The sequence below is a fragment of the Lysobacter solisilvae genome (assembly GCF_016613535.2).
GTDB classification, from domain to species: domain Bacteria; phylum Pseudomonadota; class Gammaproteobacteria; order Xanthomonadales; family Xanthomonadaceae; genus Agrilutibacter; species Agrilutibacter solisilvae.
This window is the reverse complement of sequence record NZ_CP071518.1, coordinates 2,969,991-2,984,280: the sequence shown is the minus strand read 5'-3', so window position 1 is coordinate 2,984,280 and position 14,290 is coordinate 2,969,991. Positions and strand designations below refer to the sequence as shown.

11 protein-coding genes are annotated in these 14,290 nt (G+C 67.0%); 10 read left to right on the top strand and 1 reads right to left on the bottom strand.

The genetic code is table 11. The features are described from left to right. The first annotated feature begins 397 nt into the window (after nt 1-397). Nucleotides 398-1,138: a response regulator gene (locus I8J32_RS13100; protein WP_200613197.1), complete on the top strand. Its 741-nt coding sequence runs from the start codon at nt 398-400 to the stop codon at nt 1,136-1,138. A gap of 8 nt (nt 1,139-1,146) precedes the next feature. Then, nucleotides 1,147-3,126, top strand: coding sequence for a PAS domain S-box protein (locus I8J32_RS13095; RefSeq protein WP_200612942.1), 1,980 nt, complete (start codon nt 1,147-1,149; stop codon nt 3,124-3,126). Nucleotides 3,127-3,139: 13 nt separating this feature from the next. Here I8J32_RS13095 and I8J32_RS13090 read toward each other — a convergent pair whose 3' ends face one another. Next, complete coding sequence (locus I8J32_RS13090; protein ID WP_200612939.1) at nt 3,140-3,979, bottom strand: Crp/Fnr family transcriptional regulator; 840 nt, start codon at nt 3,977-3,979, stop codon at nt 3,140-3,142. A gap of 147 nt (nt 3,980-4,126) precedes the next feature. On the opposite strand from I8J32_RS13090, the gene I8J32_RS13085 reads away from it, so the two are divergent. The 8 genes from I8J32_RS13085 (at nt 4,127) to I8J32_RS13050 (ending at nt 14,262) form a co-directional block, all read left to right on the top strand. Then, complete coding sequence (locus tag I8J32_RS13085) at nt 4,127-4,969, top strand: glycyl radical enzyme family protein (RefSeq protein WP_207526605.1); 843 nt, start codon at nt 4,127-4,129, stop codon at nt 4,967-4,969. A gap of 99 nt (nt 4,970-5,068) precedes the next feature. Then, entirely contained in the window at nt 5,069-6,469 is a 1,401-nt protein-coding gene (gene hemN, locus I8J32_RS13080; RefSeq protein WP_200612933.1) for an oxygen-independent coproporphyrinogen III oxidase, read from the top strand. Nucleotides 6,470-6,487: 18 nt separating this feature from the next. Further along, complete coding sequence (locus I8J32_RS13075) at nt 6,488-7,246, top strand: helix-turn-helix domain-containing protein (RefSeq protein WP_200612930.1); 759 nt, start codon at nt 6,488-6,490, stop codon at nt 7,244-7,246. Nucleotides 7,247-7,323: 77 nt separating this feature from the next. Next, a complete protein-coding gene (locus tag I8J32_RS13070; RefSeq protein WP_200612928.1) occupies nt 7,324-9,651 on the top strand; it encodes a nitric-oxide reductase large subunit in 2,328 nt (775 codons plus the stop codon). Nucleotides 9,652-9,774: 123 nt separating this feature from the next. After that, nucleotides 9,775-11,007 carry an NnrS family protein gene (locus tag I8J32_RS13065; RefSeq protein ID WP_200612925.1) on the top strand — a complete coding sequence of 411 codons (1,233 nt, stop codon included), beginning with the start codon at nt 9,775-9,777 and terminating at the stop codon, nt 11,005-11,007. 27 nt (nt 11,008-11,034) lie between these two features. Next, nucleotides 11,035-11,436 (top strand): SirB2 family protein, encoded by a 402-nt coding sequence (locus tag I8J32_RS13060; RefSeq protein ID WP_200612922.1) that lies wholly within the window; start codon nt 11,035-11,037, stop codon nt 11,434-11,436. Nucleotides 11,437-11,593: 157 nt separating this feature from the next. After that, nucleotides 11,594-12,268: an alternative oxidase gene (locus I8J32_RS13055; protein WP_200612919.1), complete on the top strand. Its 675-nt coding sequence runs from the start codon at nt 11,594-11,596 to the stop codon at nt 12,266-12,268. A 170-nt stretch (nt 12,269-12,438) separates the two neighbouring features. Beyond that, nucleotides 12,439-14,262, top strand: a complete 1,824-nt coding sequence (locus tag I8J32_RS13050) for a pyridoxal phosphate-dependent decarboxylase family protein (RefSeq protein WP_245156333.1) — start codon at nt 12,439-12,441, stop codon at nt 14,260-14,262. Nucleotides 14,263-14,290: the final 28 nt, after the last annotated feature.

Here is a 14,290-nt window from a genome sequence, read left to right as displayed (position 1 = left end):
CCTTTCGTCGAAACCTCTCGAAGATCCCCGCCGCCGTCCTCGGTCTGAGTCGCGGTACTGCTTGACTGGTATCCGAACGCGTTGCGTCCGCCACCATTACGAATGCCGAAACAGGACTGAACCGGATCTCGAAGCTTCTTGTTCAAGCTTCTTGCGTAGTTGGCGCCGGGCAGATCGTTTACCAGTTGAAGTGCCGCGGGGCCGACTTGCGAATCGACCGCTGCCCCGAACACAGCGGGCCGCATTGCGAAGCCGGAAGCCTCATCAGGCCAACGAGCCCCAACCGAAGTCGCCCCGGGCGGGCCGCATGCATATGCCTGCCGGGTCGAAGTCCGGCCCCTGCCCCTACCTGGACGCCGCGCTCGAGGCGAATTGACTGCCTGCGGTACCATGCCGCCTGCAGTCGCCACCGCCGGAGACACGCCTGGAAACCGCATCTCCCCACGTTCTGGTCGTCGATGACGACGTCGAGGTCGCCGCGCTCCTGTCACGCTATCTGGGCACCCAGGGCTTGCGTGTCAGCGTCGCAGGGAACGGACGCGAGGCGCGCGCCGCGATTATTGCCCAGGCCATCGACATCATCCTGCTCGACCTGGGGCTTCCCGACGAAGACGGTCTGACGCTGATCCGCGACCTGCGCAAGCAGTGGCATGGCCCCGTCATCATCGTCAGTGGCCGGGGCGAATCGGTCGAGCGGGTCGTGGGCCTGGAACTGGGCGCGGATGATTACGTCACCAAGCCGTTCGACCTGCGCGAACTGCTGGCGCGGATCCGCTCGGTGCTCCGGCGCGCGCAGACAGTCACCACGCCCGTGACCAAGCCGCGAGGCTTCGCGTTCGACGGCATGCAGCTCGATGTTCCCGCCCGCCGCCTGACCGGCCACGCCGGCGAGATCGCGTTGACCACCGGCGAGTTCGACCTCCTGCTGGCCTTCGTAGAGCGTCCGCACCAGGTGCTCACTCGCGACCAGTTGATGAACGCCGTCCACGGACGGGACGCCGGGCCCTACGACCGCGCCATCGACGTCCAGATTGGCCGCCTGCGGCGCAAGCTCGAACGCGACCCGGCCAATCCGGCCGTAATCAAGTCCGTGCGAGGCGCGGGTTACCTGTTCGCGCCGGCGGTGCGGCCACTGTGAACCCGTCGATGTTCCCGCAGCTGTTCGACACCGTCCCTGATGCGCTCGTCGTCGTCGAAGGGTCCGGTCGCATCGAGATGGCCAACCGCCAGGCCGAACAACTGTTCGGCTATCCCGAGGGTGGGCTCGTCGGCCTTCCAATCGAAAACCTGATGCCTTCCAGCGTGCGCGAGCGCCACCATTCTCATCGCTCAGCCTACATGTCCTCGCCACGCACCCGTCCGATGGGCGGAAGCGGCATGGCCCTGGTGGGCCAGCGCCGCGACGGTGCGCAGTTTCCCGTCGAGATCGCGCTCAGCCCGCTGGAGACAGACCAAGGCCTGCGCTACCTCGCCTCGATCCGCGACATTTCCGAAACCCAGCGCGCCCGCCAGGCCTTGATCCGCGCACGTTACGACGCGCTGGTTGCCCGCATCGGACAGCAGGCGCTCGAGTCGGCCGACGAGAACCTCGTGGTCGCCGGACTACCCCTGCTGCTGGCAGATGCGCTCGGCATCGAAGCCGTCGCCCTCGCCTTCCTGCGCGAACACGGAGACCTGGATCTGCGGGCTGCCGCGGGTTTCGACCCCAGCCTGCTCGATTCGCACGAACTGCAGGAAATCGAGGTCGCCATCGCCCACGGCGCGGCGAAGGTGATCGAGGGCGAGGACGCCAGCCGCGAAGGTTACGCGCTCCCGCTGCTTGCGGGCACGGGCGGCAGCGCCGCCGTGGTGCCCCTGGTGGACCGCGCCCGGCCGCAGGGGGCGCTGATCGCCTGGTCGAAGGAGCCGCGTCGTTTCGACCACGACGCCCTGCATCTGCTTCAATCCACCGCCAACCTGCTGGCCGCACTCATGCAGCGACGCCGGACCGAGGAACAACTGGCGCACTCGCAGCGGCTGGATGCTATCGGCCAGCTCACCGGGGGCATCGCCCACGATTTCAACAACCTGCTCACTGTGATGTCCGGCAGCCTGCAACTGCTGGAGATGGAATGCGGCCAGCAGCCCGAGGCGTCCGAACTCATTGCCAGCGCACTACGCTCGGTGGGTCGCGGAGCCGAGCTGACGGGCAAGCTGCTGGCTTTCGCCCGCCGCCAGCGCCTGAGTCCGAGCGCCCTGATGCCTGCCACCCTGTTGCGGGATCTGGAGCTGATGCTTCGCCGTACGCTCGGAGACACCATCCGCCTGAAAGTGGAATGGCCCGATGACATTCCCGCCGTCTATGCCGACGCCTCGCAGCTGGATTCAGCATTGCTGAATCTGGCGCTGAACGCGCGCGATGCCATGCCGCGCGGCGGTGACATCACGCTGGCCGTGGAGGAGCGCTGGGTGACGGCCGACGCGGCGAGGGCGAAGGCAAAGCCTGGGCATTACATCGTCTTTTCGGTGACTGATACCGGCATGGGCATGACGCCTGAGACGCTGGCGCGTGCGGTCGAGCCGTTCTACACGACCAAGGGAATGGGCCGCGGCAGCGGACTTGGCCTCAGCATGGTGTACGGCTTCGTCGAACAGAGCGGCGGCTACTTCCACGTCAACAGCCGGTTGGGTTACGGCACTCGCGTCGAACTGGCCCTGCCGGCCGCCCTGACGGCCAGGGATGAACCCACGCCGCCGTCCACCGGACTCTCGTCGGGACAGGGGGAGCGCGTGCTGGTGGTCGAGGACGAGCCTGAAGTGCGCAGCATCGCGTCGGCGTTCATCCGCTCGCTCGGCTACCGAGTCGAGGCCGTTGCCGACGCGGCGGCTGCGCTGCAGCGCCTGGCTGGCGAGCCTTCCATCGACGTGCTCTTCAGCGACGTCATGCTGGGCGCGGGCATGAACGGCAAGGAACTTGCGCTTGCCGCCCGCCGGCAGCGCCCGCAACTGGCCATCCTGCTGACCTCCGGCTACGAAGCGGTGGAAGCCTCTGACAAATCGGAGGACATCGAGCTGCTGCGCAAGCCGTACCAGCGCGAGCAGCTGGCCGCCGCGCTGCAGCGCTGCCTGGTGTCCCGGCTGGTGTAGGCGCGCTGGCGGCTCAGTGGGGGCCGGCCATCATCGCCTGCAGGCCCGCGGCATCGTGGATACGGATCTCGCGGCGGTCGACGGCGATCAGGCCCGCCGCCTGCAGTCGCGACAACGCCCGCGTGACGGTTTCCAGCTGCAGCGACAGGAAGTTGCCAATCTCGGCGCGGGTCATGTGCAGCATCAGCGAGCGGGCGCTGAATCCCAGGTGCTCCAGCCTGGCGGCGAAATCGAGCAGGAACGCGATCACCCGCTGCTCAGCGCTAAGCGTGCCCAGCGCCAGCATCCAGCCCCAGTCGCGGCGGATCTCACCGGCCAGCAATCCCGTCAGACGCTCGTGGAAGTGCGGGAACCGGTCGCGCAGGCGGTCCACCGGCAGCTCCCAGACTTCTCCCACGTCGAGCGAGATCACATCGCACGCGTAGCTGTCCATGTCCAGCGAGTCGATGCCCAGCAGGTCGCCGCGCATGCGGAAACCGGTGATCTTCTCCCGTCCGTCCGCACTGCTCAGGCAGGTCTTGAAAAAGCCGGCGTGAACGAAGAACAGGGACTCGCGCTTCTGCCCGGCCCGGAACAGGTATTCCCGGGCCTTCAGCCGGCGCCGTTTCAGAGGCAACGCCTGGAGGAGCTGTTCCAGACCCAACGGGTATTCACGCTGCATCCCGGGGCCGCAAGTGGACTCGACACTGGAGGACGCAATCGCCTCGAAGCTGGACACGCTGATGTCAAGCATTGCCGCCACCTCTCCTGAAGTTGCAGCGCACGATAAAGACCGCGTGAAACCGGACGATGCCAGCCCGGTAACGGTTTGTAACAGTCGCCCTCCCCCGCGGCCCGGGTTGACTTCGATCAAGACTCGTCCGGCCCACAGCGGGGACAGTGGCGGCTGTCGGCCTTACCGGTTCAGCCCGTGCCTGCAGCCACCCCTTTCACCGATCCCATCGCCGTAGAAACCTGGGATGCCTGGTTCCGCTGGCGTGCGGACGGCGTCCTGCGCGACGTGACGATCGACGACACCTGGCGGCGGGTCGCCGACACGGTGGCCGCGGTCAACGGGACGCAGGCCCCCCTGTGGGCCCATCGTTACATCGACGCGTTCAGCCGCTGGCGATTGCTGCCAGACGAACGGCTGCTGCGATGCCTCGGAACCACCCACCTCGCCGCCGCCGACGGACCTCCGGCCGCTGCGCTCAACGCCTCCTCGTTCGTGGAGGTCGCTTTCGGCGCGGGCGCCCGCTTCAATCGGAACCTATGCGCGGACACCGCTACTCTTGCCGTGCGGCTGCTCGACGACGCCGTGCTTTCCGGGGCCCTGCGTGGCGGCGAGGGGCTGCGCATCGGCGTGGTCGGTTTCGACGATGCCCTCATGAAGCTGGGCCTGGTCTACACCAGCCCTCACGCCCGGGAACTGGCGCGCACGCTGGCCCTGGCGGTGGCAGAGGGTTGCCTGCGCGGATCGACGGACTTGGCCGAGGAACGCGGCCCGACGGCCTCCGTCCAGGTGACGCAGGCGCTGGCCACGCACTGGCGCGCACATGGCGTCGGCGAAACCGTGGTGGAACGCGCCCGCCGATGCGGGTTGCGGCATGCCCCACTCACCGCCATCCAGCGACATCCCCTGCTGGCCCGCCTCGCCAACGGGAGTAGTGACGCGCTCGATCCAGCGCAGGCGCGGGCCCTGAACGACGAGGCGACAGCGATCGCCCGCGAAGCCATCTGCAAGTCGATGCAGGCGCTGATCGATCTGCCGATCGAGGACGGCCCCGGCGGTGACACCCCGCCCTGGCACATCGGACACTCCAGCGCGACAGACGAGGTTCCCGGCCGCATCAGCCCGGCGTGACCCGTCTCTTCGCCAGCGCAGTCTGAGCCCGCCGGTCAGTCACGAAGGGCGGTTGATCCAGGTCAAGGCGTGATCCGCCGGCACACCTAACCTGCAGGCATGAACACCGACGCACCCACCTTCGATCCGGACCTGCTGCGTTCCTACGACCAGCCCGCGCCGCGCTACACCTCCTACCCGACTGCGCCACAGTTCCACGCCGGCTTCGGCGAAGCGCAGTTGCGGGAGGCGGCCACCGCCAGCAATGGGGATCCCATTCCGCGGCGGCTGTCCCTGTACGTACATGTGCCCTTCTGCACCAGTCCGTGCTTCTACTGCGGGTGCAACCGCATCATCACGCGGGACAAGTCGCGTTCGGACGGCTATCTGGCCAGGTTGTATCGTGAAATCGCGCTGACCGCACAGTTGTTCGACCGCGACCGCGAAGTCATCCAGCTGCACTTCGGCGGCGGTACGCCGAACTTCCTGACACCTGCGCAGCTGCGCGAGGTGGTCGACGCGCTGCACCGGCAGTTCCATTTCTCGGCGGCCAAGGACCGGGACATCTCCATCGAACTGGACCCGCGCTTCATCAAGCCGGCAGAGATCGCCGAACTTGCCGACATCGGGTTCAACCGGGCCAGCCTGGGCGTGCAGGACTTCGATCCGGCAGTCCAGGCCGCAGTTAACCGCATGCAGTCCGTCGAGGAGACGCGCGCGGTGATCGATGCCTGCCGGGCCAGCGGCTTCCGGTCTGTCAACGTCGACCTGATCTATGGCCTGCCCAGGCAGACTCTTGCCGGTTTCGCCGCAACGCTGGATACCGTCGTCGAAATGCGCCCCGACAGGATCGCCGTGTACAGCTACGCGCACCTGCCCCAGCTGTTCAAGGCCCAACGGCAGATGGTCGCCGAAGACCTGCCGGACCCGGAAACCAAGCTGGCTCTGCTGCAGGCGGCGATCGAGAAACTGGCCGCTGCGGGCTATGTCTACATCGGCATGGACCACTTCGCGCTTCCGGATGACGAACTGGCTCAGGCCCAGCAGCGAGGTGGACTGCACCGAAATTTCATGGGCTACACGACCCATGCCGACAGCGACCTGATCGGGCTGGGTGTCAGCTCGATCAGCCATATCGGCGACAGCTTCAGCCAGAATCCCCGGGACCTGCCCAGTTGGGAAGCCGCGCTGGACGAAGGTCGCCTGCCGGTTTTCCGCGGCATGCGCCTGACCGAGGACGACCAGTTGCGGGCGGACCTCATCCAGCAACTGATGTGCCAGGGCGAAATCCCGGTGGCCGCACTGGAGCGGCGCTACGCGATCGATTTCGCGAGCTATTTCGCCCGCTCGCTGGAAAGCCTGCAGCCGCTCGTCGACGACCGTCTGGTGCGCGTTGAGCCCGACCGGATCAAGGTCACGCGACGTGGTCGGCTGCTGCTGCGCAACATCGCGATGTGCTTCGACCGCTACATCGAGCAGCCGGCCGCCACCGCGGCTCCGCACTTCTCGCGCGCGATCTGACCGGATCCGGAAAAGCACATGTCGGCCACACCGCTGCCCTTCCCCCGTACCGACACGCGGACGCTCGCAAATGACGGCGACGCGATGCACTTTTGTTCCACGTGCGCGTTCTCGCAGGCCTGCCTGGACGAAGGCATGGACAAGAGCGCACTAATGGATCTCCACGTCCTGGTCGAACACGTCGGACCTTTCCATGCCGGCGAGCACATCTTCCGCGAAGGCGATCCTTTTGAAGCAATCGCCGCCGTTCGCGCCGGCACCGTCAAGACCTATGTCATCGATCGGGAGGGCCGCGAGCACGTGCTCGGGTTCCACTTCCCCGGCGAAGTGATCGGGCTCAACGCGATCGACGGCAACCATTATCCGTGCAATGCAATCGCGCTCGACACGGTGATGCTTTGCAGGTTCTCCTTCCCCAAGATCTCCCTGCTGGCCGCGCAGTTGCCCGGCCTGCAGCGCCAATTGTTCCGCCTGCTCAGCCGGGACATCGGACGGGCCGCGCTACTGGCCGGCGACTGGTCGGCCGACCAGCGCATGGCCGCCTTCCTGGTGGGGCTGTCGCGGCGCCTGAGCGCCCGCGGCTTCTCGCCCAATCGCTTCGCCCTGACCATGGCCCGCACCGACATCGCCAACTATCTTCGCTTGGCGCCGGAAACCGTCAGCCGCGTGCTTCGGCGGTTCCAGGCCGACGGCCTGCTGCGCGTGGAGCGCCGCGAGCTGGAGATCCTCGAACGCGACGCACTCGACGCGCTTGCAACCCCCGTGCTGCGCGACTGAACCGGCGCCTTGATGTGCATCAAGGCACGCCGGCGCACTGTAGCCGAGCATGCTCGAGTTCAACTGGGAGCTAAGTCATGAGCAACACGAAGAAGCTGTGGCTGGGGTTGGCCACTCTGCTCATCGCCTCGTTCGCGGTACTGCTGTGGGCCGGCACGGAGATCTTCCGCGCCGCGCCACCGGTGCCCGAGCGCGTGGTGAGCGAAAGCGGCCAGACGGTGTACACCCGCGCCGACATCCAGCGCGGACGCCAGGTATGGCAGTCCATGGGCGGCATGCAGCTGGGCTCGATCTGGGGGCATGGCGGCTATGTCGCGCCGGACTGGAGCGCTGACTGGCTGCACCGCGAGGCGATGGGCGTGCTCGACCTGTGGGCGCGTGCAGAAGGTGGCGCGGCGACGTATGCGCAGTTGCCCGCCGAGCAGCAGGCGGCCCTGCGTGGGCGTCTGGAACAGATGATGCGCGCCAACACCTACGACGCGGCCACCGGCACGATCACCTTGCAGCGTGACAGGATCGCCGCGCTGTCTAACGTAGCCGCGCATTACGAAAGCCTGTTCGGAAACGACCCGAGCACGCAGGCGCTGCGTGAAGCCTATGCCATGAAGAACAACACGGTGCCGGACGCCGGGCACCGCCGCGCGCTCACCGCGTTCTTCTGGTGGACTGCCTGGGCGGCCACCACCGAGCGTCCCCGTGAGATCGGCGACGCCATGGTGCCGTCACCCGGCGGCGTGGTGGACAAGCAGGTCACCTACACCAACAACTGGCCCAGCGAGCCACTGGTCGGCAATGCACCTCCCGCGCCGCTTTGGCTGTGGTCGGCCTTCAGTGTGCTTTTCCTGCTGGGCGGCATCGGCCTGCTCGGCTGGCATCATGCACGCACGCACGCGCACGAGGTGCCGCACCGAATCCCCTCCAGCGACCCGATGGCGGCGCTGCGCGTGACACCGTCGATGCGTGCGACCGCGAAGTATTTCTGGGTCGTGCTGGCGCTGTTCCTGGCGCAGATCCTGTTGGGCGCGATGACGGCCCACTACCAGGTCGAAGGACAGCAGGCCTACGGTTTCATGCTGTCCGACGTGCTGCCCTACTCCATCACCCGAACGTGGCACACGCAATTGGCCGTGCTGTGGATCGCCGTGGCCTGGTTGGGAACAGGTCTGTACATCGCACCGGCACTGTCCGGGCATGAACCCAGATTCCAGCGGCTCGGCGTCAACTTCCTGTTCGTCTGCCTGCTGCTCATCGTGGTGGGTTCGTTCGCCGGCCAGTGGCTGGCGGTCATGCAGAAGCTGGGCCTGGACCTGAACTTCTGGTGGGGCCACCAGGGCTGGGAATACGCCGACATGGGCCGCTTCTGGCAGTGGTTCCTGTTCGTAGGGCTGCTGCTGTGGCTCACCCTCGTCGGCCGCGCACTCTGGCCCGTACTGCGGGGACCGCACACCGAAACCAAGTCGATCGTGGGCCTGCTGTTCCTGTCCACGGTATGCATCGGGCTGTTCTTCGGCGCCGCATTGATGTGGGGCGAGCACACGCATATCTCGGAAGTCGAGTACTGGCGCTGGTGGCTGGTGCACCTGTGGGTGGAAGGCTTCTTCGAGGTCTTCGCCACGGCGGTCATGGCACTGATCTTCACCCGACTGGGCCTGATCCAGGCCAAGTCGGCCACCACCGCCGTGCTGTTCGCCACGATCGTATTCATGTCCGGTGGCGTGCTGGGCACCCTGCACCACCTCTACTTCGTCGGCACCCCGACCGCCGTCGTGGCGCTGGGAGCAAGCTTCAGCGCGCTGGAGGTGGTGCCGCTGGCCTACATCGGCTTCGAGGCCTACCACACCTGGAAGCTCGGCAAGGCGACGCCGTGGATGGTCCGTTACCGCTGGCCGATCATGTTCTTCATCGCCGTCTCGTTCTGGAACCTGGTGGGCGCGGGGCTGTTCGGATTCCTGATCAATCCGCCGCTCTCGCTGTACTACATGCAGGGCCTCAATCTGACCCCGCTCCACGGCCACACCGCGCTGTTCGGCGTGTATGGCATGCTCGGCATCGCCCTGGTGCTGTTCTGCATGCGAGGGCTGCGCGGACAGATGGTATGGGACACGCGTGCGCTGAAGGTCGCGTTCTGGTGTTTCAACATCGGGCTGGCGATGATGGCCGTGTTCACCCTGCTGCCACTGGGCACGATGCAGTTGCTGGCCGCCATCGAACACGGCTACGCCTATGCCCGTTCGGCCGAATTCATGCAGAAGCCCATCGTCGACATGCTGGTGTGGATGCGCGTGCCGGGCGACACGGTGTTCAGCGTGGGCGCAATCGCGCTGGCTTGGTTCATGTTCCGCCTGTGGGTGGCCCCCCGCCCCCTGCCCGTACTCGCAGGTGATGTGGACCACGCGGACCTCTGACCACCGTCCATTCCAAACGGGGGCGAGGCGATCCCGCCTCGCCCCTTACTTTTTGCCGACGACCCCGCGCCACAGCTGACATGGATCAACGCGCCGTCCAGGCGCCTCGCCCAAACTGGCCGCATGCACACCGATCGCGATCTCCCTGCCTCCAGCTTTTCGCCCCGCCTGCTGGCCCGCGCCCCGCACCGGCTGATGTTCTTCGTGGGCGCCAGCAACGTCGCGCTGGCAATGCTGTGGTGGGCTGCCTGGCTGGTCGCCGCGCGATGGCCGGTCTTGCAGATGCCGCAGCCCGAGGTGTACGCCGGTTGGCTGCACGCGTTCGTGATGCAGTACCAGATGCTCGCCAGCTTCATCTTCGGCTTCCTGCTCACCGTGTTTCCGCGCTGGATGGGACTGCGCGAGTTCGAACCGTGGCGCTACCTGCCGGTCGGACTGGGACTGTTCGGGGGCCAACTGGCGACGCTGCTGGGAGCGCCGGGCTGGAACGCCGGCATCGTGGTGGGCGTGCTGATGACGCTCGCGGGCTGGCTGGCTGGCGTCTTCACGCTGGCGCCGCTGCTCTGGCGGGAACGTGGCGTCACGTGGCACGCGCGCTCCTGCTTCGGTGCCCTGATCCTCGGGCTGCTGGGCCTCGCCGCCTGGACCGTCTTCCTGCTCGGCGGCTCGCCGTTGTGGGCGTTCGCCAGCATCAAGGTGGGCACCTTCGGCTTCCTGCTGCCGATGTACCTGACGGTGGCGCACCGGATGTTCCCGTTCTTCACTGGCAACGTGGTCGCCCACTACACACCGTGGCGGCCGCTGTGGCTGCTGGCGGCCTTCTGGGCGCTCGTGCTGGCGCACCTGGCGCTTGAACTGGTCCACGCCTACGCGTGGCTCTGGATCGTCGACCTGCCGCTGCTTTTCCTCGCGGTCGTGCTCTGGTACCGCTGGTGGCCGCGCGGAAAGAAGCCGGCATTGCTGACCGTGCTCTTCCTCGGGCTGGCCTGGCTGCCCGCGGCATTCCTGCTCTATGCCGCGCAGAGCATCGCGTACCTCCAGACCGGGGTTTACGCGCTGGGCCGCGCGCCGGCACATGCGCTTTTCGTCGGCTTCTTCGGCAGCGTGCTGATCGCGATGGTCACGCGCGTTACCCAGGGACACTCGGGCCGCGCGCTGGTCATGCCGGGCGCGGCCTGGTTCGCTTTTACCCTCATCCAAGGGGTCACGTTGATCCGGATCGCGGCGGAGTTCGGCGCCGATGGAATGCGCATGCAGGCCATCGCCGCCATCGGCTGGCTGATCGCGCTGACGCCCTGGGTGATCTGGCTCGGGCGGATCTACCTGTCCCCCCGCACCGACGGCAAGCCGGGCTGACCCAAACCTTCCAGTCCCGGAGACGCCATGATCGCGTTCTACCCGCAGATCAAGCAGTTCCATATCTTCATCGCCCTGCTGAGCGGGTCGCTGTTCGCCGTGCGTGGGGCCTTCGTCCTGCTGGGTGCGCACTGGCCGCAATCCCTGCCGGTGAAGTGGGCCAGCTACGCCATCGACACTGCCCTGCTGACCGCCGCGCTGATGTTGCTGACGATCCTGCCCGGCGCCGTGTTCGCCAATGGCTGGCTGATCTTCAAACTGATCCTGCTGGTGATCTATGTCGTTCTGGGCGTGATGACCATGAGGCGCGCGAAGAGCCGGCGGGAAAAGGTGCTGTGTTACGTGGGCGCGCTGCTCACGTTCGCCGCGATCTACTCGGTCGCCCGCGCCCACCATCCTCTCGGGTTCTATACGTGGTGGGCCGGCTGATTGAAACCGGCCGCTGCGCCTGAAGGCTTCAGCCCAGCCTGCCCGCCCGCGGAATCCGCGGGGACGGATTTGATCCACATCAAGGGCGCCACGAGCCGGCGGCGTAGCCTTTTCGTCAAGCAGTCAACAGGCTGCACTGACGCGAGGTCCACCTGCCATGAACGCCCTGATTACCCCTGTCGTCCAGACACCCGACCTCGTCGAACTGGACATCCACCACGACAGCCGCGACTGGTCCGACCGCATCGCCCTGGGCATCACCCGCAGCCTGCGCTTGCTGGCCGACACCTTCTTCGCCAAGCGCTACGGCAATCGGGCCATCGTGCTGGAAACGGTGGCGGCAGTACCGGGCCTGGTGGGCGCGGCCCTCGTCCACCTGCGCTGCCTGAGGTGGATGCGCGACGACCACGGCTGGATCCGCACGCTGATGGAAGAAGCCGAGAACGAAAGGATGCACCTGATGACCTTCATCGAGATCGCGCGGCCCAACTGGCTCGAGCGCGCGCTGGTGCTCGTCTCGCAGGCCGGCTTCTTCACCTTCTTCCTGATGCTGTACCTGCTGTCGCCGCGCACGGCCCATCGCCTGGTCGGCTACTTCGAGGAACAGGCGGTGGTGAGCTACAGCCAGTATCTGCAGGAAATCGACAGCGGACGCGTCGAGAACGTGCCGGCGCCGAAGATTGCCCGCGACTACTGGCAGTTGCCGGACGATGCCCGGCTGCGCGACGTCGTGCTCGCGGTGCGCGCCGACGAGGCCGGCCACCGGGACGTGAACCACGGCTTCGCCGACGAGCTGCGACCCGCGTCGACGCGCGCACGCCTTGCCGGATGATCCCAGGCTGACGACGGCAGGCTGCATTCGTGTGCGCCGGAAGGCGCCCACGCTCGTTACGGCACGCGATACGGCCCGCTTGACCTGCATCAACGCGATCCATCCTGCGCGCACTACGCTGGCATTGGACACATCTGTGTCGCGCAGCGGCCCATGGCCCGGAGACTGAAATGCCCTTCACGCTGGCGGCGGTGCGCGACCGCGCCAAACGCCCCGATCCGCCTCCTGGCCGTGACATGCTCGACGCCTGCTTCCTGGGTCCGTATGGCGAGAACGATTCCCTGCTGGAGAAAATGGTGGTCGAGTTCCTCCGCGACCACGTCTTCTGGCGGCGCAATTTCCATCCCGACGACCCGCCCGCGATCTCCACGCGGGCTTCCCAGCAGCCTGGCTACCAGGCCTTCGAAGCGCGCATGCGGCGTGAGCTGCACGCGCTGTCGGCGGCATTGAAGAAGTCCGTGCCGTTCCACAGCCCGCGCTACATCGGGCACATGGCGTCGGATCTCCTGCTGCCGGGCCTGGCGGCGCAGATGCTCACCCTGCCCTACAACCCGAACAACGTCAGCGACGACGCAGCGCCCGTCACCGTCGAGATGGAAGTGCGCGCCGGACTGCAACTGGCCCGCATGCTGGGCTACCCCGATGATCCCGCCCGTGAGGACTGCGCGTTCGGGCACCTGACCTCCGGCGGCACCCTGGCGAACTACCAGGCCCTGCGGCTCGCGCTGGCATTGAAGGCGTTCCCGGTGGCGCTGCGCGCGGCACGCGTACCCGATATCGACGTGCCACGCAACGACTGGCAGGCCTTCAACACGGGCCCGGCGGGCGCGATCGCGCTCCTGGACCGCTGGCAACGGTGGCTCGCCACGCAGCCTTCCGCACGGCGCCGCCATTGGCAGTCACGCGTGGAGGAGCAACGGATCGAGACGCTCGGGCTGACGGGTTTCTTCGCCCGCCACCCGGAACTCTCGCCGCCGTGCGTGCTGGCGCCCATCACGGCGCATTACTCCTGGAGCAAAGGGATGAAGCTCCTCGGTCTGGGAAGCGCTCAGCTCGAGCTGCTGCCCGGATGCGGCATGCGCCTGGATGCCGACGCGCTGGACGACGCAGTCGAGCGCTGCCGGCACCAACGCCAGCCCATCCTGATGGCGGTGGCGGTGCTGGGCACCACGGAGTACGGCACCATCGATCCGGTCGATCGCGTGGTGGCGGCCCGCGATGCCGCGCAGGCGCGTGGCCTGGGTTTCAGCGTGCATGTCGACGGCGCCTGGGGCGGCTATCTGGCGACGCTGTTCCGCAACGCCGACGGCAGCCTGCGCAGCCGTGAGGAGGTCTCCGCGGGCTTCCGCCACTTTCCCCGGCCCGAGGTCCATGCGGCCTTCGCGGCGCTTGGGGCGACCGATTCGGTCACGGTCGATCCGCACAAGCTCGGTTACCTGCCCTACGGCGCGGGCGCCTTCATCTGCCGCGACCATCGAGCCATGGCACTGCTCGCGGAGAATGCCGACTATGTGTTCGATGGCGAAAGCGCCGGCGACTACATGGCGCGCTATCGGCGGCTGGGCCAGTTCATTCCCGAAGGCTCCAAGCCGGGCGCCTCCGCCGCCGCGGTCTACGTCACCCACCGCGTGCTGCCGTTGGACCACGCCAACTTCGGCCTGCTGCCGAGGCAGACAGTACTCGCCGCCGAGGCGTTCCATGCCCGCGCCCTGCGGTTCGCCGCCGAACTGGCTGACGTGGTCCACGCCTGCGTGCCTTTCGCGCCGGACAGCAACCTGGTCTGCCTTGCCCTCAATCCCGCCGGGAATTCCGACGTCCGCACTGCCAACGCATTCGTGCGCCGACTGCACGAGGAACTCCGGTGCGATCCGAGCCGGCCGCTGCAGGTCAAGGAGTTCTTCGGGTCGATCACGACCCTGCGTCCGCAGTTCGCCGGCGATGGGGATCTGCAGCATCTGCACACAGCTGAAGCTCGAACCGGACAGCTTCGATGACGAGGACGACCGGCTGGTGATCTTGAGG

Bases quoted from the DNA above. Each gene is read 5' to 3' on its own strand.
- I8J32_RS13095 (WP_200612942.1), top strand. From the start codon at position 1,147: ATGTTCCCGCAGCTGTTCGACACCGTCCCTGATGCGCTCGTCGTCGTC.
- hemN (WP_200612933.1), top strand. From the start codon at position 5,069: ATGAACACCGACGCACCCACCTTCGATCCGGACCTGCTGCGTTCCTAC.
- I8J32_RS13075 (WP_200612930.1), top strand. From the start codon at position 6,488: ATGTCGGCCACACCGCTGCCCTTCCCCCGTACCGACACGCGGACGCTC.
- I8J32_RS13070 (WP_200612928.1), top strand. From the start codon at position 7,324: ATGAGCAACACGAAGAAGCTGTGGCTGGGGTTGGCCACTCTGCTCATC.
- I8J32_RS13065 (WP_200612925.1), top strand. From the start codon at position 9,775: ATGCACACCGATCGCGATCTCCCTGCCTCCAGCTTTTCGCCCCGCCTG.
- I8J32_RS13060 (WP_200612922.1), top strand. From the start codon at position 11,035: ATGATCGCGTTCTACCCGCAGATCAAGCAGTTCCATATCTTCATCGCC.
- I8J32_RS13055 (WP_200612919.1), top strand. From the start codon at position 11,594: ATGAACGCCCTGATTACCCCTGTCGTCCAGACACCCGACCTCGTCGAA.
- I8J32_RS13050 (WP_245156333.1), top strand. From the start codon at position 12,439: ATGCCCTTCACGCTGGCGGCGGTGCGCGACCGCGCCAAACGCCCCGAT.